The organism is Salinibacillus xinjiangensis, assembly GCF_009649735.1.
Classification (GTDB): Bacteria; Bacillota; Bacilli; order Bacillales; family Alkalibacillaceae; genus Salinibacillus; species Salinibacillus xinjiangensis.
This window is the reverse complement of record NZ_WJNH01000004.1, coordinates 168,991-192,539: the sequence shown is the minus strand read 5'-3', so window position 1 is coordinate 192,539 and position 23,549 is coordinate 168,991. Positions and strand designations below refer to the sequence as shown.

Genomic DNA, 23,549 nt, shown 5'->3' with positions numbered 1-23,549 from the left:
GGAAGGTGTCGGAAGCTTCTCCCGGCACCTTTAATGATAAAAATTAGGAACAGATTTTGATTGTTCATTCATTAATGAAATATGTAATTCGAGACTTCGATTAATAGAGACATAAAAAACATCATTTAACTGACAAATGCCTTTGTTGTTCAGCTGCTTCATCAGCCACTCCTCGTTAACCTGGAAGTCCTTCAATTCATCCGAATAAAACCTTCCTTCCACAACCACAGGGAAGGCAATGGAGGGTGTAGTTTTCACTAAGCCCATATCCTTTAAGGTCACAGTATGCTCAGCGGGCTTCTTATAAACGCTCAACTGCCCATTGGCTTCAATAATCCCCGTTTCAACCTCGTTCAGATCAAAAACGTCCTTTTGCCTAAGCATCTGTAAAACATTATCCACTGAATAGCGGATTTGTCTTAGATTATCCTCAATTATTTTTCCGTTATGAATGACTACAGTGGGGCCAAAGGTAATGAAACGTCCTACTTTTCTATTTTTTATTTTCCAATGAACAACAAGCCTTTGTAAAATACCAACTAAAATGATAGCAAGGACGGTTAAAAAATGATTAATTTTAGGATCTGCGATTATCAGCACTAACAACAGACCCAAGCGTGATAACAATTAAAAAACCAAATACAGGAAGTTCACCAATAGCTCGTTTACCCATGAAAATCCCTATGAACAGTAGTAGTGGCATAATGGTTAAAACTCTCCCTAGCACAATGAGGGAATCGGTAAATATTTTTTCCACTACATAACCTCCTACACTATTTTGTTAATTTTAATATTTTACAAGAGGAGGAAAGTTATGCCTTGGAATTAAAAAGGGGAGCACAGTTTGTTTAGTGCTCCCAAATGGTTCACATCAAATGTTTAATCTCACGCTTTTGTTTTCCATTATATTTTATAAAGCAACTATCTACCTTATCACCTTGAACAGATAATAAACCCATATGATTATCCGTTTCCATAACAGAGCCATTTTCTAAACGAAGATAATCCATTTTTTCACGCCATTTTAAGGTTTTTGCATCAGATGAAGGAAGCTCGTTGACATAAACATCTTCATGTTGGTCATAAGCTCTGTAAATGGTGTTTTGTTTCCGTTTAAGGGATTTAAACCAGACTGCGCGTTTTATTAAAAATCCCCACAGACCTGAAAAACTTATATTTTGAATGGGGCTACTCGTAAATTGATAAAGTGTATTTTTTTGGCCAGTTCTTGTTCGTATAAAGGACTTTAATGCTGTGCCATAGTGAACATCTCCTGATAAAATATAGCATGGATTTGGATTCCATTGTGAAATTTGTTGAATCAAACGATGAAATCCTTTTTCATTATAGCTCCATCCCTCAAAATCTAGGTTAAAGCGTACAGGTAACCCTAATGAGCGGAGTGGATACATATAGCCTTGAAGGAGGTTTTCGATGAGTCCCACACCATAAACAGGTGAAGGGGAAACAAGAATCAATGGTTCACCTCGATTCCAACCACTATTTGCTAATCGATTGTTTACGTCCTTCCAGCCCTTTTCATCAATCATCTGTGGGGCCCTAACCATTTCTTTAAAGGTACCTTCAATCTGAATAGGCTGCGGATCCAGTTCATACTTGCGCATCGTCCTTGTATCCAGAAATAGACTTTTAGGCTTGGTAGGAGCGGTAAAATGCCAAGTATGGAATTCCCACAATAAATTAATCCAGTTCGTATAAGTATGGGAATTAGATGAAAAGTTTTTAAAGTAATCCGATACGGTGTCTATAAAGTAGTGGTCAAAGGAATCTGGATCATTTCCCCATCCTTGAAATAAAAAGTAAGCGGATAATCCGTTGGCCACCACATGCCTCCCCAATGGAGATTTTTTGACGTTGTTCTTCCATTCAAGAGACAGATTCCAGTCATCAGTAATGTCGTGGTCGTCAAAAATCATATACGTAGGTGTATTGGCAAGTACGCGACGTATTCGTGGAAGGTTTTTAGCATATAATCGAATGGCTTTTAACTGCTCTTCGTATCGTAATTCCGTTTCTTCTAATTCTTTAATACGTTCGTTTGAGTGATTTCCATAACCCGAAAAGATAAAGTAGACCTGATTTTGGATAAGTAGTTGTTCAAATGAAGGAAAGGAGTCTTTTTCATCCCTAATCTCGCACAATGGAGTGCCGAACATAAATAAATACATGGCCACATATTCGTGAAAACGGAATAAATGATTATCTGCTTTTCCTGATGTAAACTTGCAAAATTTTTCGGTGATATATTGCCGTCCATTTAATTTATCTATAGCCGAGTGAAAAGGAGATTTAACTAGACGGGGATCAACCTTTGTTAATTTTTCCTCTCTTTTTCTACCCATTAGCTCTTTGGCCCATGAAGTGATAACAGGAAAGAGTGGACCGGCTACATCGTCGGCATAGATTTGATCTCCCATCATAAAAAGGGTGTTCGGTCGGTCTTCTAAATGGAGGTGTGTTTGCTGCAATTTGATGTCGGCGCCTACTAGTGTATCCTCACCCTCGCTATGTGGCTTTCTGCAAGAACCATATAGGATATTCGTAGGGTTTTCATGCGGAATTATAAAGGTCGGGTAGTCTAAATCTCCATATACAATGGAGTTAGGATTTTCATGAGATAAAAGTTGAAAATCTCCTAAATCTAACCAGCTCCCATATTCAGTGAAAAATAGATTATAGCCTAATAACGTATCGGTTGGGAAGGACCGGCCTGCTGGTGAAACCTTGATTAAGTGAAAAAATAAGTGAGCCCCCGCTTGAATGGTAGTAGGTTTCGATTTATTGGAAACAGGTTTGTATGTTGTTTCATTTTCACCAGATTGATTAACATGATAAACCTCAGCTTCAATGTTAAAGCGTTTGCTGGTTGCAATCCAAATGTAGACCTCTTCTAGTGATACCCGCCGAATGATAGGTCCTAACAGAATATTAGGTAATGTCATCACACAAGATCACCCCATGTTAATGAATTCCTGATATCCTATTCACCCATGTGTGGTCTTGTGTCTGGGACAGGGGGTCACATCAACCTTGTCCCGCTCGGTAGGGTCAAGGTACCTGTCCCTCCGTCCCCTTTAAGCGTTTTTCTGCATGTCTTTATAGAGTTGTTGATAGGCTTTTGATTCTTCGGTTAAACCAATCTCCTGATACACCTTGGATAGCCATTTGACTGGTTTAGGGTCGTTTTCCTTTAACTCCATTTCAAAGCTAAAGCATTCAATGGCCTGATCAAAGTGCTGAAATTGAAAATATAGCTCGCCTAGCTGCTGTTGTTGGTCAGGGTCATTTCGTATTTGAAGCATTTGCTCAATCTTATGGAAAATAGGTAGGTTATGTCCATTTGCCTTCATGGGCCCAACCCACTCTTCGATAAAGGTAATATCATGTTTTTTTAATAAATGGTGAACACATTTACGAATGAATTTTTCTTGTCGTTCTACGTCAGAACTGTAGACTTTGGGGATGAATTTATTTAAGCTTTCTACCTTAATGTTCTCACTCTCTAAATCAATTTGGTCAAAGATAGACTCAAAATAAGTCAGTTGGTTATGAGGGATAGGGAGATTATTTTCAATGACAAGCTGCAGTAGCTTTGTCGGTTGATTAAGGGTTTTATAAATTTTCATTATATCTTTATATAATGGTTCAAAGCTCGGATGCTGGGTAAGCAAGGTTTCTAAAATGACAACCGTTTGGTCGAGGTTGAAATGTTCTTCGCATAAAGATAAAAGGGAGGAATAGACAGATTGCGATGGGGACATGGAAAACTTTCGTAAGGCAATGGTTATTAATTCGGTCATGCGATGTTCTTTTTTGAGGATAGAACAGAGCCTGTCGTAGTATAAGTCCTGATCCATTTGCAAAAATAGCATTTGTTCAGCCCAAACAGGATCCTTTTTTTGTAATTCTTCAGAAGGTTTATTGTAAATGTCTTCATATTTGTTGTAGGCTAATTTACTCCCAAAATCCTGCACCCACTGATCTTCTGGAGCAAAGGATTGAAGAATTTTAATAATTCGATATCCCAAATAGGTTTGCCCATTACGTTGATACTGATAAAATATTTCCTTTATGTACGTTAGCAATTCGTCTTTTGGGATAAAGGAGTCAAAATATGTTGCGATAACGGCACATTCCTGATGCGTATATTTTTGTTCATTTCTTTTACACAGCTGCTGAAAAGAATATTTCCGGTAAGGTTTTTCTAAGTTAAGTGAAACTTGTGTTAATGGGTGATGTGAAGAAAAGGTGATTCCAGAGGTGAAGGCGGATTTTAAAAAGGATTCATCGTGAACATGGGTTGCTTTACAGTAGGTAAGGTATTCATTCTTATAGAAAAACAGGTAGTATGTTTTTCCATTTTCATCAAGGGCTTCTATAATCTTGCTTTGCAGGTAGGTAGCCATTCTTCCTACCTCCAATGTACTGGTCTGTTTTTGCTGGACAATCGAAATTTGATTATTTACCATCGTAATTCCCCCTTATAATTACTTATACTATATCATATTTTATGCCATCAGTTGAAATACAACCATTAATAGAAGGTTCATGAAAAATTAGCTAAATCTGTATGACAAAAAGATGTCATTTTTATGATAATATATAGTTTGAAGAAAAATATTTAAGTATTTAATCCAAGGAGCGATTCATTTGAAAATGACTACGAATGATCCTTTTTTAGATAAAGCTGCAAGCCCTAATGTAGGCAAAGTATTGTGGCAGCTTACACGACCTCACACCTTAACCGCATCCTTTGTTCCCGTCTTAATTGGGACTGTATTAGCGATGCATTATGGTCAAATTCATTTCGGCCTTTTTATGGCGATGCTCTTATCTTGTTTATTTATTCAAATTGCCACCAATATGTTCAATGAATATTATGACTTTAAAAGAGGACTAGATACAGAAGACTCTGTTGGAATTGGAGGAGCTATTGTCCGTGATGGCTTTAAGCCGATGACGGTGTTAAATTTAGCTCTTGCTTCTTATGGGGTAGCCTTATTATTAGGGGTATACATTTGTATGTCTTCTTCTTGGTGGCTGGCTGTGGTCGGTCTTATCGGAATGGCTGTAGGTTATCTATATACTGGCGGGCCATTTCCGATTTCGTCAACTCCATTAGGTGAGTTGATGGCTGGGCTTTGTATGGGTTCTATTTTCATTATTATTTCATTCTTTATCCAGACAGGCTATGTCAATATGGATAGTATCCTTGTTTCCATTCCTGTTGCTATTTTAGTTGGTGCTATTAATATGGCCAACAACATTCGGGACCGGGAAGGCGATGAGAAATCCGGGCGAAAAACGCTAGCGATTTTACTTGGTCATCATAAGGCTGTGTTCTTTTTAGGAAGTATGTTTGCCATAGCTTATTTATGGATTATTGGGTTAGTAGTATTAGGAACACTATCCCCTTGGTCATTAGTGGTTTTATTAAGTCTACCAAAACCATTAAAGGCTTATCGTGGTTTTGTTGGAAAGTCAGTCCCAATGCACATGATGCCTGCAATGAAGTATACCGCACAAACCAATACTATTTTTGGCTTGTTATTAACGGTAGGATTGTTTATTAGCAATTATTTTTAATTCGATATACGATGAAAAAGGTTGACCTGAATAATTAGGTCAACCTTTTCTACATATTCATAAACTTATGGGTAATGTTAAAGGGGATTCGTAATGAGTAAACAACAGGATTTCACGAGTGGAAGTATATTTAAACAGCTTTTATTTTTCTCAACTCCAATTATGTTTACCAACCTCCTACAGGTGTCCTATCAGTTTATTGACAGTCTGTGGATTGGAAACTTAGTTGGGGCTAGTGCCCTCGGTGCCGTTGCAGTATCTAGTACGGTGATTTTTACCATTCTGTCGTTTATTATCGGAATCAATAATGCCACCCTAACGATCTTGTCCCAACAAAAGGGCAAAGGAAATGAGGAAGGGCTTAAGCGATATTTAAACGCATTTGTCGTAGTTTTAACTGTAATGGGTATGATTTTAGGCACCATTGGATTTGTGTTTGCCGAATGGATTTTATCACTGCTAGGTACACCAGAAGGCATGCTAGCAGATGCGAAAATATATTTACAAATTAACTCCTTAGGGGTTTTGTTTTTATTAGGATATAACTTTATCGGGACAGTTTTGAGAGCGTTAGGAGATAGCCGCACACCATTGCACTTTGTTATGATTGCAGTTTTATTAAATACAGTTTTAGATCCCTTCTTTATTTCTGTGCTCGACCTTGATGTAAGCGGGGCAGCCTTAGCTACTGTTTCGGCCCAAGGGATGGCGTTACTGTATGGATTATTTTTAGTGCTGAAAAAGAAGCTAGTTCCATTTACGATTCCTAGCCTGCCTAAGAAAAAAGAAGTGTTGCTGATTTTAAATTTGGGGATACCATCAGGATTGCAAATGTCAGTTATTTCTGCAGGAGTTGCAGCCATTATGAGTGTTGTAACTTCCTTTGGTGGAGCGGTTGTGGCTGGTTTCAGTGCAGCTCAACGCTTAGATAGTGTCCTTATGTTACCTGCACAGGCCTTGGGGACAGCTGTAAATAGTATGGCAGGTCAAAATATTGGGGTAAATAAATGGGGACGGGTTAATCAAATTGCCAAATACGGATTTATTTACAACATGTCATTTATGCTGTTGATAGCTCTTATTTTGGTATTGTTTGCGGACTTTGGTATTCAGCTTTTTATACAGGATGAGGCGGCCGTTCGGTTTGGTGCTGAGTATTTAAAAATTGTCGCCTTTTTCTATCCGTTTCTAGGGATTAATTTTATTTTAAATGGGGTAGTTCGAGCATCAGGCGCGATGTATCAGGTGTTAGTTTTGAACATCATCTCCTTCTGGGTGTTGCGGTATCCGCTCACATACCTATTTTCCTCCTGGATGGGGGATCAAGGGATTGCTTATGGAATGGGCATTAGCTTTGTGATTAGTAGTGTGTTTGCCTTTTTGTACTTCTGGTTTGGTGGATGGAGACGGAAGGAGCTGTTTCGGGAATAGGGAAGAGTATGAGGGGTGCTGAAGATAGCGTGACTTAGGCTGAAGAATCAGGTTGAAATGCTGAAGCCTGCCCGTGCGAGGTGAGATGCTAAAAATGAGGGTGGTAATGCTGAAGTTTGGTGTGGAAAAGCTGAAGAAGGGTGAAAAAGCTAAAGCTGCGCGTGGACTTGCTAAAAAACGGGAATTGAATGCTGAAGCTGCTGTGTACTAAGCTAAAAAACGCGCTACAAATACTAAACCCAGTACCAGCGCAGGATGATGCTAAAGTTCCAAGCCAATATGCTAAAGTCACACACTGAAATGCTGAAGCTGACGACAAGTGCTAAAGCTGTCTGCAGACACGCTAAAGATTCGAATAATATGCTAAAGTAACCTCCGCAAACTCACTGAAAACCCGCACCCCTGCTGTCACCATTACCAGTGACATAGCAGGAATGCGGGTTTTATCATGACATTATTGCTTTGCCTTCGCCTCCTGAAAATCCTTCTTCGCTTTCTCCAACAGCTCAGGTTCTGTTAATAAACGATAGGCTGATAATGCTAGAGCCTTCGCACCTTGAAGTAATGCAGCATCCCCTTTTTCAGACCGGGCAGCGTCTTTAAATTCGACGGTGTGGCCAACCAGGTCATCAGGTCCTATTTTAATGTGTGGATGGGCAGTCGGTGTTTCATGACTAATGTTTCCAGCATCTGTTGACCCAATACCTGTACCCTTTTCACGAAAGACATCTTCTCCTAATCCCTCAAGCTCTTCGCCTAAAATGGAATCTAATGTAGAGTTTAAAATAAAGTCCTTTACTTCATTTTGGAATCGTTCTATTTTTACCGTGGTTCCTGTAGCTAGTGCAGCTCCTTCAGCGATATTTCGCACTTTAGCGGATACCTCTTCACAACGGCTCCACGTTTGTGAGCGAATATAAAAACGGCAAGAAGCATATTCAGGGATGATGTTCGGTGCGTCACCGCCATGTGTGATGATGCCGTGAATACGGGCATCTTGAGGTAATTGCTGACGGAGAGCGTTGATGCCATTATATAGCTGTATGACTGCATCTAAGGCGTTAACCCCTTTTTCAGGTGCACCAGATGCGTGTGCTGGCTTGCCGTAAAAATGGAAGTCTAATGGATCGACGGCTAAGGTTGGGCTGGTCAAGCTCGTTTTTGAACTTGGATGAATCATGAGTGCCGTGTCGATGTCCTCCACTAAGCCATGTTTCACAAAGCTACCCTTCGCACTTCCATTAGGTCCGCCTTCTTCTGCGGGAGTTCCAAATACGACCACTTCTCCGCCTGTTTCATCTATTACTTTCGATAGAGCAATACCTGCAGCAACACTTGTCGTTCCAATAATGTTATGTCCACAACCGTGTCCTAAACCGGCTAAGGCATCATATTCAGCTAAAAAAGCAATTTTAGGTCCTTCCTTGTCTGAACCCTTCCTTGCTACGAACCCCGTTTCATGTCCTGCCACATTACGTGTAACCTCAAAGCCTGCCTTTTCCAAAATGTCCGTTAAAAGCTTAGAGGCGAAAACCTCTTCATTTCCAATTTCTGGATTTTTGTGAATACGGTGACTTGTATCTAAATAAAGCCCCTTTGATTCCTCAATATTGTTTACAATAACATCTCTTTGTGAAATTGCTTGTGTAGTCATCTCAACCACTCCCTATGTTTATTTGGATAAGCGCCCCGCCTTAAGTGAGGCGCTTAAAGCTTTTTAATCAATAACATCCTGCAGTTCAGAAATAGGTGTCCTTACCACAACTGACCCGCCATTCGTATCTTCTATAATGGCTTCCTCAACAGCCTCTGACTGATGAATTTCAACGATTCTTTTATATACTTCATTGTCTTTGTCCTCTTCACGGGCTGCAATGATATTAATATATGGCTTTGCCCCTTCATTATCTGGATCCTCAAAGAAAATGCTATCTTCGTTCGGTACGAAACCTGCTTGACCTGCAATACCGTTATTGATGACAGATGCGGCTACATCTTTAAGAACACGTGGTGTTTGTTGAGCGACAATGGGTGTAATCTTAAGTCCTTTAGGGTTATCGGCAATATCTTCAGGAGTACCAAAAAGACCGAAGTCATCACTAAGCGTTAGTAAGCCAGCATCCTGTAAAAGTTTAAGTGCACGGGCTTGGTTGGTTGGATCATTTGGTATAGCAATTTCACTACCATCTGGAATTTCATCTGGTGATGCAAACTTCTCGGAATAAAGTCCCATAGGAGCAATCAATGTTGTACCGATTGGAACGAGATTTAAGTCGTGCTCTTGTTTAAATTGATTTAAGAAAGCGATATGTTGGAACGCATTTAAATCGATGTCCCCATTGGCGAGTGCTTGGTTTGGCAATGTGTAATCAGAAAACTCGACTAATTCGATTTCGATACCTTCTTCAGCTGCTTTCTCTTTAATCACTTCCCACTGTTTTCCGTCTGTTCCTGTAACCCCAATGGTAACCTTCTTACTTTCAGCGGATGAGCTACCACAAGCTGAAAGTAGAGTCATAGAAATAATTGATAAAACTACTAATAAAAATGCTTTTTTCATGTTAAAAATCTCCTTTTATATAATATTTCATCCTTCTTATCTACGAAGGAAAATTCTAGCTAAATAATTCCCGATAAATTGTGCAATTTGAGTTAAAACAATTAATAGTAAAACAGTGACAAACATGACCGAATTATCAAATCGTTGGTACCCATATGTCATGGCGAGGTCCCCTAAACCTCCGCCCCCGACTGTTCCGGCCATAGCTGAAAAGTCAATTAGAGCAACTGATATAAAGGTCAGTCCGAGGATTAATGGTCCAAGTGCTTCAGGAATTAAAACGGTAAATATAATGCTGACGGGACTGGCTCCCATCGCTTTAGCTGCTTCTATAATTCCTGGGTCAATAGATACTAAATTATTTTCCACGATTCTAGCTATTCCAAAGGAGGCAGCAATGGTCATGGGGAATATTGCTGCCCATGTGCCAATTGTCGTTCCTACCACTACTCGAGTTACCGGACTTAAAGCAACTAGAAGGATGATAAACGGAATCGGTCGGATAATATTAATAAAAACGTTTAGGATATTGAATAATACCTTGTTTTCCAAGATGTTCCCTTCCCTAGTAACGTAAAGCAGTAATCCTAATGCTATCCCGAATACCGATGAAAAGAGTAGGGTAAACAAGACCATGGTCAGCGTTTCACCCGTTGCTTCAAAAATCCGGGGCCAAAATGTATTCCAATCAACCTGCATGGTCAGTAACCTCCTTTACTTGTACCTGTTTCTGTAATTCCTCAACCACTTGATCAATCTCGTTGTCGTTTCCTTGTAGCTCCACCACTAAATTGCCAAACAGTGCTTCCTGGAGTTCGCTTATGTTTCCGTTAATGATGTTGACACTTACGTTATAATCCTTGGCAATGTTTGATAAAACAGGTTGGTTAGTTGCATCTCCCATAAAAATAACGCGGTAAAGTCTACCTTTTTTACTGGCCTGTAACTGCTTAAATAGGTTAGAAGATATATGGTCGTTTAATACGGAACTAATAAACTTCTGAGTTGTCCTCTCCTGTGGATTCGTAAAAATATCGTAGACAGACCCTTCCTCAATCACCTCACCATTTTCCATCACGGCCACTCGATTACAGATGGTGCGAATAACGTTCATCTCATGAGTGATAAGCAAGATTGTGACATTGAATTCTCGGTTTACTTTTTTTAGTAGATTTAAGATTTCCCCTGTTGTCTCAGGGTCAAGTGCTGAAGTTGCCTCATCACAGATTAAGATATCAGGCGATGTAGCAAGGGCTCGTGCTATCCCTACACGTTGCTTTTGTCCTCCAGACAGCTGTTCAGGATATTGATCGGCTTTATCGGCTAGCCCCACGAATGATAATAGTTCATTAACCCTTTTCTTAATTTCCTGCTTCGGAACTTTTGCTATTTTCAGCGGATAAGCTACATTTCCGAAAACCGTTCGCGAGTTAAATAGATTAAAGTTTTGAAAAATCATGCCGATTTTCTGACGCATTTGGCGTAGTTCCTTTGGGGATAAAGTGCTGATTGATTTGTCATTGACGAGCACTTCTCCATATGTAGGACTTTCAAGTAAATTCACGAGTCTTAGCAATGTGCTTTTACCGGCACCACTCAGGCCAATTACACCGAAAATCTCACCTTCATTTACGGATAACGAAACATCATTTACAGCTTTCACCTCATTCTGCTTAGACGTGTGAAAGACCTTACTAACTTCTCTAAATTCAATCACAAGCTCCCCTCCTCTGGGACACAGGGACAGGTTCCGCGTCCCATTCTGATGTAAATCCTCAGTGGGACAAGGTACCTGTCCCTCCGTCCTACTGAAAATCAAAAAACCCTCTCTTCTTATCCATGCAAAGATAAGAAGAGAGGGTTACAATAATGTACTCACTCAGCTTCTTATCTTTCAAGTTGATCCCATCAACTTGTAGGAATTGGCACGGTACTAATAAAAAGTCCGTTGCCGAGGTTTCGCAGGGCCTTTCCCTCCACCTCTCTGGATAAGAATCTATATCGGTTTATTTAATTTTAGATTACTTTAAAAAGTATGTTTTTAATAATATGGGATATCAAAATAGAAGTCAATCACTTTTTTAAATTTTTTTGTAAGTAGTGGGTCAAGGTACCTGTCCCCGTGTCCCCATTAAAATTAAATTTCATAGAATGATTTTTTGCTCTTGGACATATTTTCTTAAAAAGGTTATGAGGACGAAGAGGAGGAATGTAGACGTTGAACACAATAGATTCCATCGTTCCACGGCAAATTTGGGAGGCGAAGCAGCGTATTGCATCATTTGTGAAAAAGACACCTTTAATTCAATCTAAAGAACTGTCGAAGTTAACAAACAAAAATATTTATTTAAAGCTAGAAACCGTTAATGAAGTAGGAGCATTTAAGTTGCGAGGGGCCGCTAACAAAATTCTTTCTTTATCTAAACTAGAGAGAGAAAAAGGCGTTACCACATTTTCTACAGGAAATCATGGTTTAGCCGTGGCCTATGTGGCGAATCAATTGGGAATTCCAGCTGTGATCTGTGTTTCTAATCGAGTACCCGAGGCTAAAATTGATACCTTGCAAAAGCTTGGGGCAGAACTCAATGTAGTCGGAGAGAGCCAGGATGATGCGGCTAACCATTGTAAGCATCTTGAACAAGAGTACGGAATGGCCATTGTACCACCCTTCGATGATACAGATATTATTGCGGGTCAAGGAACCATTGGCCTAGAGCTGTTTGAGGATTTACCTAGTATTGATCAGTGTGTCATTCCTTTATCAGGAGGAGGTCTACTATCGGGAATTGGAATAGCGCTAAAAAGTGTAGACCCAGCCATTCGAGTTTCAGGTGTATCAATTGAAGGGGCATCGGCAATGAGTGAGAGCTTGAAAAAGGGCTATCCTGTGGACGTACCTGAAAAGGAGACACTTGCCGATAGTTTACTTGGTGGAATCGGGGCTAATAATCAATATACTTTACATCTTGTAAAGCATTTAATGGATGACCTCACTCTACTATCTGAAGATACCATAGAAGAGGCGATGATTTATTTATTAGCAGAGGAGCGACTCATCGTAGAAGGTGCGGCTGCCGTTGGGGTAGGCGCTATTTTGGAACAAAAATTACAAGGTTTAGGGAATGATGTGGTATTAATTATCAGTGGTAATAACGGCAGCATTTCAGCGCTCAAAGAGTCTAAATTTAGAGGGCTAGAACAGAAAAAGGGGGCGTGCATGTGATTATTTATACAGAAAAGGAGCTTAAAGAGACGATCCATCTTAATCAACAAATCATCAAAGTGATAGAAGGTGGATTTACTAGTTTAGTAACAAAAAAGGTGCAGATGCCGCCAATCATGAGAATTGATGTCCCAGAATTTCAAGGGGAGGTCGATATAAAATCAGCCTATATCCCTGGATACGATCAATTTGCGATTAAACTTTCTTCTGGTTTTTTTCTAAACCCGGAACGAGGTCTGCCTAGTGGAAATGGAATGATGATATTGTTGAGTACAGAAACAGGGATTCCAGACGCCATATTTTTAGATAATGGTTATTTAACCGATGTAAGAACAGCGGCAGCCGGTGCCATTAGTGCAAAATATTTTGCTAAGGAAGAGGTGAAAACAGCTGGTGTCATTGGGGTTGGTAGTCAAGCACGTTTCCAAATGAAGGCCTTAAAACAGGTGCGTTCCATTCGAAAGCTGTTAGTATACGGCCGAAATGAAAATAAAGCTAACCTTTTCAAACAGGAAATGGAAAAGTCGCTAGGTGTTGAAGTGAAGGTTTGTTCAACAGCAGAGGAGGTAGTGAAAAACAGTGAGGTCGTAGTAACAACTACCCCAGCTGAAAAGCCAATTATTCAAAAAGAATGGTTACATCCTGGCCTCCATATTACAGCAATGGGGTCGGATGCGGAGTATAAGCAGGAGATTGATTCGAAAGTGTTTTCAAGTGTGGATCGAATTTTTTGTGATGTGAGATCTCAATGCGTACGTCTAGGAGAGCTCCATCATGCCGTTGACCAGGGAGTGATAACAGACCAAACCGAGGTAACGGAGCTTGGGCAGGTGATTTCAGGTAAGTACCAAGGGCGTCAGTCGAATGAAGAGATAACAATTTGTGATTTAACCGGAACAGGAGTACAGGATACGGCCATTGCTCTAGCAGCATATCAAGAACTACAGTCAAAAGCTGTTGGGAAAGAAATCAAAAATTAGCCCTCCAAGTAAAATTTCAAAAGAAAATAGAAGGGGGGAATCCCTATGTTCCCAATTATGGAATATAAAGAGCGGATAAAGAAAACGAAGGAGAAAATGGCGTTAGAGGGTATTGATGTCTTGCTGATTACAAATCCGTCGAATATGAATTATTTATCAGGCTATGATGCTTGGTCCTTTTATGTACATCAAATGCTCGTCGTGACCTTAAAGGAAGAACAGCCGTTTTGGATTGGCCGAAAACAGGACGCCAATTCAGCAAAAGCCACTACATGGCTCGACCAGAAAAATATTTACTCCTATACGGATGATTACGTGCACTCCATTACTAAGCACCCGATGGACGTCATTGCTAGAGTGTTAGATGAAAAGGGTTTAAATAACTGTGTAATGGGCGTTGAAAAGGAAAATTATTATTTTACAGCCAAGGCCTATGAACAACTACAAAAAGGAATACCGAATGTTGTGTTCAAAGATTCCACCTTGCTCGTTAATTATGTCAGAATGATCAAGTCAGACTTAGAAATTGAGTATATGAAACGGGCGGGGACGATTGTCGAAAAGGCAATGAAAACCGCAATTGAAGAAATTAATGTCGGGGTTCGTGAAAATGAGGTCGTAGCTCAGATCTATCATTCCCAAATATGGGGAACAGAAAAATATGGAGGCGACTACCCTGCCATTGTCCCGCTTCTTCCATCAGGTGAAAGAACTTCCTCTCCACATATTACTTGGTCGGATCAAACCTATAAACTAGGTGATTATGTCATTATCGAATTAGCTGGCTGCTACCAACGTTATCATGCTCCACTCGCACGAACACTTGCCATTGGTGAACCGAGCCAGGAGGCAACAGATTTAGCGGCAGTAGTAAACGAAGGGATTTGTGAAACACTTGATTTTATCAAACCCGGTGTAACCTGTGAAGAAATTGAAGAAGTATGGCGTACGACCATAGCCCAGCACGGATTTATTAAGGACTCTCGTATCGGATATTCAATGGGATTGAGCTATCCGCCTGATTGGGGTGAGCACACCGCAAGCTTGAGGGCTGGAGACAAAACAATACTACGACCAAACATGACCTTTCATCTCATTCCTGGTATTTGGTACGATGATTTTGGTATTGAAATTAGCGAGTCCTTTGTGGTGACCGAAAAGGGAATTGAAACCTTTGCCAAGTTTCCTCGGGATTTATATGTAAAATAAAAGCTGTTACTTCCTAGCTGGGAGTAACAGTTTCTTTTGGACAAAAACAAAGCTGCCTCAACCCTCGAGACAGCATTGGCCTTACTATTTAGTTTGTTACTGATTAATAACTTGATCTAAATATTCGTGAGCCTTGTTCTCATCAATTCCTTTTACCATAACGAGTTCACTTATCAAAACTTGCTGAGCATTGGTAAGCATATTTTTATCTGCTGTCCCTAGGTTTTTCGTTTTACTGATTCGAGTTAAATCACGTATGACTTTGGCTTCTTCCAAAATATCGCCACTTTTTATTTTATCCATATAAAGGCGATGTCTTTGGTTTGGGTGAACATTTTCTTCGGTTTCTGCATCAGAGAAGACCGTCCGAATTTCATCAAATTTATCGGAATCCACAATTTTTCGTAAACGTAAGTCCTCTTCCTTGCCTTTAGGAATCATAACGTTCATGTTTTGTGTGGGGATCTTCATGATGTAATAAAGCTGCTTTTCTCCTGTGAATTCCTTTTCTTCAATCGCCTCAATAATCCCAGCGCCATGCATTGGGTAGAAAACTTTATCACCAATGTTAAACAATAGGACACCCCCAAGTTTTGTCTTGACTCCATTATATCACAAAATATTAGAATGACAAAATTTTTAATTTACCACATGATTTCACCTATGTCAACAACTTTTTCGGTGCCCGGAAAATTATTTCTAAAGATTCTGTATTCGGTTGACATCCCCTAGAGCTTGGGCTAGATTATGTACAAATGAAAGGGGAGGATAACCGTGAAACTTGTATCATATCGACATAATAAAACATTTGGATCCTACCGGGTAGGGGCAGTTGTCGAAGAAAAAATTATTGATGTAAACGAAGCCTATAAAAGATACCTTGTATTTCAGGGTGACAATCAATTGGACAGTGCAGATTATTTAGTGCCTGCTCAATGGGAAGACTTTATCGCATTAGGACAAGCTAGTATAGAACGGGGTCAAGTGGCATTGTCCTTTGTATTAGAGCACCAAATTTCTGATGTATGCTTTGAACGATCTGATGTAAGCATTGGTGCCCCGGTAAAGTCTGGAGCGAAAATTATTTGTGTTGGTAAAAATTATCGGGATCATGTGGCGGAAATGAGTAAAGGCGGCATGGAGAGTGATTTACCCACATATCCAGTGTTATTCTCGAAATTTGATAATGCCATTATCAGTGCTGCAGAACCGATCCAAAAGAGCCCGCATACAAATCAATTAGATTACGAAGGGGAACTAGCGCTTGTAATTGGGCAAAAGGCTTCAAATGTTCCTAAGGAAGAGGCTTTGCAATACATAGCTGGTTACACAATAGGGAATGATGTGTCAGCAAGAGACTTGCAGAAAAGAACTCCTCAGTGGCTTCAAGGGAAAACATTAGATAAAAGTACTCCAGTTGGTCCATGGATGGTGACGTCCGATGAAATTCCTGACCCATCGAGTTTAAATATCCAAACCTTTATAAACGGTGAAAAAAGACAGGATTCAAATACGCAGCATTTGATTTTTACTATTCCCTATTTAATTGAATTTATTTCAAGTTTGATTACTTTACAGCCAGGGGATATTATTTTAACAGGAACCCCTAATGGAGTAGGATTTGCGATGGACCCACCACAGTTTCTTCATGATGGTGACGAGGTTCGAATTGAGATCGAAAAGGTAGGGGTGTTACAAAACCGAGTGAGTGAGCAGTAAGCTTTCCAGTTCAACAAGGAGCGAAGACATGTCACAGATAAAAATAGATCGGTATGCAGTTGTAGATCTTTGCTTGCTGGCGGGGAAAATACTCCTGCAAAGTGGAGCAGAAACGTATCGTGTTGAGGATACCATGATGCGTATGGCTGCTTCGTGTGGGCTGAAAGAATCTCATAGCTTTGTGATGCCAACAGGAATTATGTTCTCTACGGATGGTGACGGTCCAACGAAGTTAACTCGAATTACAGACCGAACGACGGACTTACATAAGGTAGCAGAGGTAAATGATGTTTCTAGAAAAATTAGTGCAGGAATTCTTTCTGTTTCCGAGGCCCATCAAATGCTAATGGAAATAGACCAATCGAGCAATACATTTCCTAAGTGGTTCCAAGTGATCGCTGCGGCTATTGCTAGTGGCTGTTTTTTAGTGATGTTTCAAGGACAATGGCAGGATTTTGTTTATGCAGTTGTAGCTGGAGGATTAGGCTTTATTGCCTTTCTATATTTTCACCCCATCATTAAAATTAAGTTCTTTTCCGAGTTTTTGGCATCAGTGGTTATTGGTGCTATATCCCTCTTTTTTGTCTCGTTGGACTTAGGACAAGAGCTTGATAAAATTATTACAGAATGAAACTATATTTAGCTACGTCGCATTTTATATCTTTTAGTCAAAACAACAAACTCTTAGAAAAGGGCGTTTCTTTTTGTATAGAAATAGTTCAAGCCATTCCATAATAGTATGAGAAGTAGTAGCCACTTATAGATATAAGGTTGTGAGATACGATGGATGAACAAAGTCAAGATTGGTTAGCAGAACAAGAACGAGTAGAAAAAGTGAAACATGAGATTGAAATTATAAAAAGGAAATTAAAGACAAGTCTAAGTCAGGTTAGAGACCGTGTCATTGAACTCCGTGAGAATTTTTGGGAGGATGTGACGGTCAATCTTGAAGAGATGGATGATGTGATTGAAACGCAGGCAAGCATAAAACAGCAAGCAGAACTGTTGTCCGAACGTGAGCGGAGTCATGGACAATGGAGCGAAAGACTGAAGACATTGGATAGACTGAAAAGCTCGCCCTATTTTGGCAGAATTGATTTTGTTGAGGATGGGGAGCAAGAAACGGATGAGGTGTACATTGGGATTGCCTCGCTAATGGATGCAAAGGACGAAAACTTTCTCATCTATGATTGGCGAGCACCCATCTCAAGCATGTACTATGATTATCCACCTGGTCAGGCTCAATATGACACCGTCGATGGAACCATATCAGGTGAAATTACATTAAAAAGGCAATACATCATTCGTAATGGTCAATTAAAGGGAATGTTTAACACCGGACTTACCATTGGGGACCATTTATTGCAGGCTGTTTTAGGTGAAAATGCTAGCGATACGATGGAGAGTATTGTGTCAACGATCCAAAAGGAACAAAACCAGATTATCCGTAATGAACGAAATAAAATTCTTATCGTGCAAGGTGTAGCAGGTAGCGGAAAAACATCTGCCGCCCTACAACGTGTAGCATATTTGCTATATCGCCATCGTATAACATTAACATCAGAGAATATTTTGCTGTTTTCCCCGAACCCACTTTTTAATAGCTATGTAGCTAATGTACTCCCTGAACTGGGAGAAGAAAATATGAAACAGACGACCTTCCAACAACATTTAGAGGAAGGATTAGGCTCGGGTTATCAAATGGAAACACCATTTGAACAAATGGAGGCTTTTTTAACGAAAAGCTATACAAACCATAATGAGAAATTAGCGGGAATTCAGTTTAAATCAACGTTAACGTTTAAGCAATTGATTGATAATTATATTAAGGATTTATCAGGAAAGGGTATTCAGTTCCGAAATATTTCGTTTAAAGGCAATGTTCTGCTGAAAAAGGAAGAGATTCGTGACTATTTTTATTCCTTAGACGATACGGTGTCCATTGGTCATCGAATGGATGAAGTCAGTCAGTGGATTTTGACTAGATTAAAGGAGATGGAAAGGGCTGAACGAGAAAAGGATTGGGTATTAGAAGAGGTGGAATTGCTCGATAAGGATGACTATGTGCGGATTTTTCATGAGCTAGATAAGGAGCAGAACTTTAATGAGGATACCTTTGATGACTTTATCCGTGAAGAGGACCAGCTCCGTAAATTAGTCGTTGCCAGAAGGCTGAATCCACTCAAGAAAAAGGTTGAAAAGCTGGCTTTTGTCAATGTTTTGGCTACGTATGTGAAGTTTTATCAGGAATGGTCACAGCAGAATAACCAACAGGAATTGGTACCTGAAAATTGGCAAGCTATTTGTGAACATAGTGTTGATCACTTAAAACGAAAGCATTTTTCCTGGGAGGAAGCAACACCATACTTATATTTTAAAGAACGGTTGTTAGGGTTTATTGCCAATAAGACAATCCGCCATGTTTTTATAGATGAGGCCCAGGATTATTCGGATTTCCAATTTGCATATTTGAAAGAGAAGTTCCCTAGCAGTCAATTCACTGTGTTGGGGGATATGAATCAAGCCATTTATGCCCATGCTTTGCAAGGGGATACCGTTTTAGAGGCTGAACATCAAGAAAAAATGGAGAAGCTCACTTTAACGAGAAGCTATCGTTCCACAAAGGAAATCGTGGAATTCACTAAGCATTTAGTTAAAAATGGGAACCTCATTCAACCGTTTAACCGTGAAGGGGAGAAGCCAACCCTTCAAAAAGTGAGCTATGAAAAGGATTTATTATATGCCATCATGAATCAGGTTGGAGACTGGCGAGCAGAAGGATATGAGACAATCGCCGTAATTTGCAAATCCATGGAGGAAAGTCAGGCGGCATATGAAAGGTTATCAGAGCTTCTTTCATCTGTGAGCTTAATTACAGAAGAAACCACAACCTTTGAAAAAGGCATTGTCATCGTCCCTGCATATTTAGCGAAGGGTATCGAATTTGATGGCGTCATTCTTTATAATGTAAGTAAAGAGGTTTACGATCAAGATTCAGAGCGAAATCTATTTTACACGGCATGCACAAGGGCGATGCACGAGCTTGTGTTAATGTCAATTGGGGAACCAAGTCATTTTCTGCATGACGTACCAGAGGAGAAATATGAGATAAAAGAGAGTTAAATTGCCTGGTACCTGAGAAGGGTGCCAGGCGTTTTATATAGATTGAAGGGGATAAACATGAAAACCATACTGGGTTATGCGTTACATTATAAAAAATCGGCAGCTGTTGCCTTACTTTTAATGGGCTTAGAGCTGTTTGTAGAATTAGTTCAGCCCATCATTATGGCGATTATTATAGATGAAGGAATTGTCACCCGTGACATGTCCAAGGTAGTGATTTGGGGAAGTATTCTATTGGGTCTATCATTGCTTGCTTTTATTGGTGGGATTGTGAGCTCCTATTTTGCGGCTAACGTGAGTCAAGGGGTTGGGTATGATGTGAGAAGAGATGTGTTTACGAAAATTCAAACCTTTGCAACAGCCCATATGCAAAAGTTTGAAACCTCCTCGTTATTAACGAGATTGACCAATGATGTTACTCAAATACAGGGGTTTTTGTTTATGAGCATGCGCATTATGCTACGGGCACCACTTTTTGTATTCATCGGGGTAATCATGGCTTTTTCTGTTCATGCTCGACTATCTATGATTCTATTAGTAGCTGTCCCTGTTTTGGTTGTGGTAATGCTATGGATTGTATCAAAAGGGGTAGCTAGATTTCAGTTGGTTCAAAAAAGGCTAGACAATGTAAACTCTGTTATTAGTGAAAATTTAGTTGGTATGAAGCTCATTAAATCTTTTCATCGTGGAAAATATGAAGAGAACCGCTTTCAAAGGGTTAACCAAAATTTAATGGAACGCAATGTCAATGCCCTGCGTCTAATGGAGCTTTCTGTACCAGTGATTATGCTAGGGATGAATGCTAGTATCCTATTAATCCTCTGGTTTGGTTCCTTTGAAATGGCAGCAGGGACTGCACAGCCTGGGGAGATTGTCGCAATTTTAAATTACGGAACCCGTATTATGATCTCCATTGGAATGTTTTCCTTCTTAATGATGAGTTTTTCGAGAGGGAAGGCATCTGCGTCTAGAATTGAAGAGGTCTTGGATGAACCAGAAGATGAAAGCATTCATAGGGGTACAAATAAACTACTTGATCTGCAGGGTGACATTACCTTTGACCAGGTTTCCTTTACTTTTCCAGGTATGGAGCAATCCGCATTAGAGGATATAGATTTTCACGTCAAACCAGGAGAAATGGTTGGAATACTTGGGGAAACAGGGGCTGGGAAATCAACCTTAGTCAAACTGATTCCAAGGTTAATCGATCCAACTTCGGGCCAAGTGTTAATCGATCAAACAGACGTGACGAGCATCGATCCACAAGAATTAAGGAATGAGGTTGGTGTTGTTCCCCAAGAGGTTCACCTATTTTCCGGTAGTATTGCAGAAAATCTTCGGTGGGGGAATGATACAGCGACAATGAATCAGATGGTCGAGGCAACTAAAGAAGCTGATCTTCATGATTTTATAATGGGTCTTCCTGAGCAATATGAATCTATAATCGGGGCAAGGGGAACGAATTTATCAGGTGGTCAAAAACAGCGACTATCACTTGCGAGGGCGCTGTTAAGAAAACCCAAAATTCTGTTGTTAGATGATAGTACGAGTGCGCTTGATGCCCACACGGAACAGAGGATTTTAAGTAGACTCAAGGAACAACACTGTACAATCATTCTAGTGGCACAAAAAATTAGCTCTGTTCGAGATGCGAATCAAATTATCATTTTAAAGGACGGGCAGATTGTCGGATGTGGAAGTCATAAGACTTTATTACAGGAAAACAGCTATTATCAGCAAATCTATTATTCTCAAGAGCAAGAAGGTGTAATTCACGGTGGCTAAAACACAGATAAATCGTAATTGGAAAGGAAATGGTCACCCGCATATGCACTTAGGGAAGCGCCCTAAGGTGAAGAATGTGAAAGGGACCTTGCTTAGAATTTGGGCATATATAGCAAAGGATAGAACCTTATTTATTGGGGTTCTCTCGATGGTATTCATCAGTTCCGTTCTCTCCCTTTTAGGACCCTATTTATTAGGTATTGCGGTGGATTTACTTATTGAAGATTTTGAGACAACTATACTTGCGACAATGTTAATTTGGCTCCTTGTAGTTTATGCTGGGCAGGCTACAGCACAATGGCTACAAAACTATTGGATGATCACGGTGGCTCAGCGTACTGTTAGGGAGATGCGTTCCCATCTATTTTCTCATCTTCACAAGTTACCCATTTCTTATTTTCAAAAGAACCATGATGGCGAAATTATGAGTCGTCTTACCAATGATATGGAGAACGTGAGCCGAACCTTAAATTCATCGATTATTCAAGTAACAACTAGTATATTAACATTGTTAGGGACAATTGGAGTTATGCTTTGGCTAAGCCCTGTACTCACGCTTTTAACCTTAACAGTAGTTCCGGTGATGTATGGGGGAATGAAATGGATTACGAATCGAACCGGAGTCTATTTTAAAGAGCAGCAACGTCATTTAGGGGAGTTAAATGGTTATATTGAAGAAACACTTGCCGGTCATACTATCGTGAAAATGTTTTCAAAGGAACAAAAGGTGATTGAGGAATTTCATGAAAAAAATGAGGCCCTTAAGAATTCGGGTTATTTTGCTCAAACCTATTCTGGCTTCATTCCTAAGCTGATGAACATGCTGAATAATGTAAGCTTTACGATTATTGTAGGGGTTGGCGGATTGCTGGCAGTAAAAGGTGCCGTGTCGATTGGGGTAATTGTGACCTTTACAACCTACTCCAGGCAGTTTACTCGCCCTTTAAATGACCTAGCTAACCAATTTAATACTATTTTATCTGCGGTAGCTGGTGCTGAGCGTGTGTTTCATGTCATTGATGAAGACAGGGAAGACTTAAATCTTCGTAAAGAAGTTGATATCCCATCAATAAAAGGAGAAATTGAATTCCGCTCTGTTTCCTTTTCGTATGAGGATGTTGACCAGACTTTACATGATGTTAGCTTTAAAGCCGCACCGGGGGACACCATTGCTTTAGTAGGACCAACTGGGGCTGGAAAAACAACCATTACATCACTCCTGTCACGTTTTTATGATGCTAATAAAGGGACAATTCTCATCGATGGCAACGATATCACCGAGATCACGAGGTCAAGCTTACGAAAACAGATGGGAGTAGTCATACAGGATTCCGTTTTATTCCATACGACAGTTCGTGAAAATATTAGGTACGGAAAGCTGGATGCAAGTGATGCAGATGTTATAGAAGCAGCAAAAGAAGCGAACGCACATTCATTTATTATGAAGTTACCAGAAGGATATGATACGTTGCTTCATTCAGATGGAAGAGATATCAGTCAGGGTCAACGACAGCTCATTGCGATTGCTAGAGCAATGATAGCAAGCCCATCCCTCCTGATATTAGATGAAGCCACAAGTAGCATTGATACCATTACAGAAATAAAAATCAATGAGGCGTTAGCTAGGTTGATGAAGGGGAGAACGAGCTTTGTAATAGCCCATCGCCTCAACACAATCAGAAATGCTAATTTGATTGTTGTTTTACACGAAGGGAAAATTATTGAACAAGGCACACATAAGCAATTATTAAAACAAGGTGGAATGTATGCCAAATTACATGAAACCCAGTCCGGTAATGATACAAGGGGAAGTGTTTTAGAGCATTTGGAGGGTAGATAGAGCAAAAGATAAGATGTGGGGATTTAATCCTGCAGATGTATCGTTATGAAGGAGTTTGCCATGATTTACATC

Annotated in this window: 17 protein-coding genes, 1 pseudogene and 1 riboswitch; of the genes and pseudogenes, 10 read left to right on the top strand and 8 right to left on the bottom strand. The window is 40.0% G+C overall.

Annotation, left to right across the window (positions count from 1 at the left end):
* Positions 1 to 30: 30 nt before the first annotated feature.
* The 3 genes and pseudogenes from GH754_RS08330 to GH754_RS08320 form a co-directional block, all read right to left on the bottom strand.
* A pseudogene (locus GH754_RS08330) lies at positions 31 to 703 on the bottom strand (DUF421 domain-containing protein).
* A gap of 163 nt (positions 704 to 866) precedes the next feature.
* A complete protein-coding gene (locus GH754_RS08325; RefSeq protein WP_153728255.1) occupies positions 867 to 2,966 on the bottom strand; it encodes a metallophosphoesterase family protein in 2,100 nt (699 codons plus the stop codon).
* Between the two features lie 129 nt (positions 2,967 to 3,095).
* A complete protein-coding gene (locus GH754_RS08320) occupies positions 3,096 to 4,490 on the bottom strand; it encodes a tetratricopeptide repeat protein (protein ID WP_153728254.1) in 1,395 nt (464 codons plus the stop codon).
* A gap of 187 nt (positions 4,491 to 4,677) precedes the next feature.
* Here GH754_RS08320 and GH754_RS08315 point away from each other — a divergent pair, with 187 nt between their 5' ends.
* A complete protein-coding gene (locus tag GH754_RS08315) occupies positions 4,678 to 5,607 on the top strand; it encodes a 1,4-dihydroxy-2-naphthoate polyprenyltransferase (protein ID WP_153728298.1) in 930 nt (309 codons plus the stop codon).
* 93 nt (positions 5,608 to 5,700) lie between these two features.
* Complete coding sequence (locus tag GH754_RS08310; protein WP_153728253.1) at positions 5,701 to 7,038, top strand: MATE family efflux transporter; 1,338 nt, start codon at positions 5,701 to 5,703, stop codon at positions 7,036 to 7,038.
* 454 nt (positions 7,039 to 7,492) lie between these two features.
* On the opposite strand, the gene GH754_RS08305 is transcribed toward GH754_RS08310, so the two are convergent.
* The 4 genes from GH754_RS08305 to GH754_RS08290 form a co-directional block, all read right to left on the bottom strand.
* Complete coding sequence (locus tag GH754_RS08305) at positions 7,493 to 8,692, bottom strand: M20 family metallopeptidase (protein WP_153728252.1); 1,200 nt, start codon at positions 8,690 to 8,692, stop codon at positions 7,493 to 7,495.
* A 63-nt stretch (positions 8,693 to 8,755) separates the two neighbouring features.
* Positions 8,756 to 9,598, bottom strand: coding sequence for a MetQ/NlpA family ABC transporter substrate-binding protein (locus tag GH754_RS08300; protein WP_153728251.1), 843 nt, complete (start codon positions 9,596 to 9,598; stop codon positions 8,756 to 8,758).
* Positions 9,599 to 9,634: 36 nt separating this feature from the next.
* Positions 9,635 to 10,297: a methionine ABC transporter permease gene (locus GH754_RS08295; protein ID WP_153728250.1), complete on the bottom strand. Its 663-nt coding sequence runs from the start codon at positions 10,295 to 10,297 to the stop codon at positions 9,635 to 9,637.
* Positions 10,287 to 11,315 (bottom strand): methionine ABC transporter ATP-binding protein, encoded by a 1,029-nt coding sequence (locus GH754_RS08290; RefSeq protein ID WP_323741918.1) that lies wholly within the window; start codon positions 11,313 to 11,315, stop codon positions 10,287 to 10,289. The genes GH754_RS08295 and GH754_RS08290 overlap by 11 nt, the downstream gene beginning before the upstream one ends.
* Positions 11,316 to 11,482: 167 nt before the next feature.
* A riboswitch (SAM riboswitch) is annotated at positions 11,483 to 11,593 on the bottom strand.
* A 223-nt stretch (positions 11,594 to 11,816) separates the two neighbouring features.
* Here GH754_RS08290 and GH754_RS08285 point away from each other — a divergent pair.
* Genes GH754_RS08285 through GH754_RS08275 form a run of 3 tightly spaced genes read left to right on the top strand, consistent with a single transcriptional unit; the run spans position 11,817 to position 15,010 of the window.
* Complete coding sequence (locus GH754_RS08285) at positions 11,817 to 12,821, top strand: pyridoxal-phosphate dependent enzyme (protein ID WP_153728249.1); 1,005 nt, start codon at positions 11,817 to 11,819, stop codon at positions 12,819 to 12,821.
* Positions 12,818 to 13,801, top strand: coding sequence for a cyclodeaminase (locus tag GH754_RS08280; RefSeq protein WP_323741917.1), 984 nt, complete (start codon positions 12,818 to 12,820; stop codon positions 13,799 to 13,801). The genes GH754_RS08285 and GH754_RS08280 overlap by 4 nt, the downstream gene beginning before the upstream one ends.
* Positions 13,802 to 13,846: 45 nt before the next feature.
* Positions 13,847 to 15,010, top strand: a complete 1,164-nt coding sequence (locus GH754_RS08275) for a M24 family metallopeptidase (protein ID WP_153728248.1) — start codon at positions 13,847 to 13,849, stop codon at positions 15,008 to 15,010.
* 96 nt (positions 15,011 to 15,106) lie between these two features.
* Here the strand turns inward: GH754_RS08275 and GH754_RS08270 are convergent, their stop codons facing one another.
* Positions 15,107 to 15,586: a CarD family transcriptional regulator gene (locus GH754_RS08270; RefSeq protein ID WP_153728247.1), complete on the bottom strand. Its 480-nt coding sequence runs from the start codon at positions 15,584 to 15,586 to the stop codon at positions 15,107 to 15,109.
* Between the two features lie 198 nt (positions 15,587 to 15,784).
* Here GH754_RS08270 and GH754_RS08265 point away from each other — a divergent pair, with 198 nt between their 5' ends.
* The 5 genes from GH754_RS08265 to GH754_RS08245 all read left to right on the top strand — a co-directional run bounded on the left by GH754_RS08265 (position 15,785) and on the right by GH754_RS08245 (position 23,477).
* Entirely contained in the window at positions 15,785 to 16,729 is a 945-nt protein-coding gene (locus tag GH754_RS08265) for a fumarylacetoacetate hydrolase family protein (protein WP_323741916.1), read from the top strand.
* Between the two features lie 28 nt (positions 16,730 to 16,757).
* Entirely contained in the window at positions 16,758 to 17,360 is a 603-nt protein-coding gene (locus GH754_RS08260) for a threonine/serine exporter family protein (protein WP_153728246.1), read from the top strand.
* A gap of 152 nt (positions 17,361 to 17,512) precedes the next feature.
* Positions 17,513 to 19,852, top strand: coding sequence for an RNA polymerase recycling motor HelD (gene helD, locus GH754_RS08255; protein ID WP_153728245.1), 2,340 nt, complete (start codon positions 17,513 to 17,515; stop codon positions 19,850 to 19,852).
* A 57-nt stretch (positions 19,853 to 19,909) separates the two neighbouring features.
* A complete protein-coding gene (locus GH754_RS08250; protein ID WP_153728244.1) occupies positions 19,910 to 21,637 on the top strand; it encodes an ABC transporter ATP-binding protein in 1,728 nt (575 codons plus the stop codon).
* Positions 21,638 to 21,680: 43 nt separating this feature from the next.
* Positions 21,681 to 23,477 (top strand): ABC transporter ATP-binding protein, encoded by a 1,797-nt coding sequence (locus GH754_RS08245; RefSeq protein ID WP_153728295.1) that lies wholly within the window; start codon positions 21,681 to 21,683, stop codon positions 23,475 to 23,477.
* Positions 23,478 to 23,549: the final 72 nt, after the last annotated feature.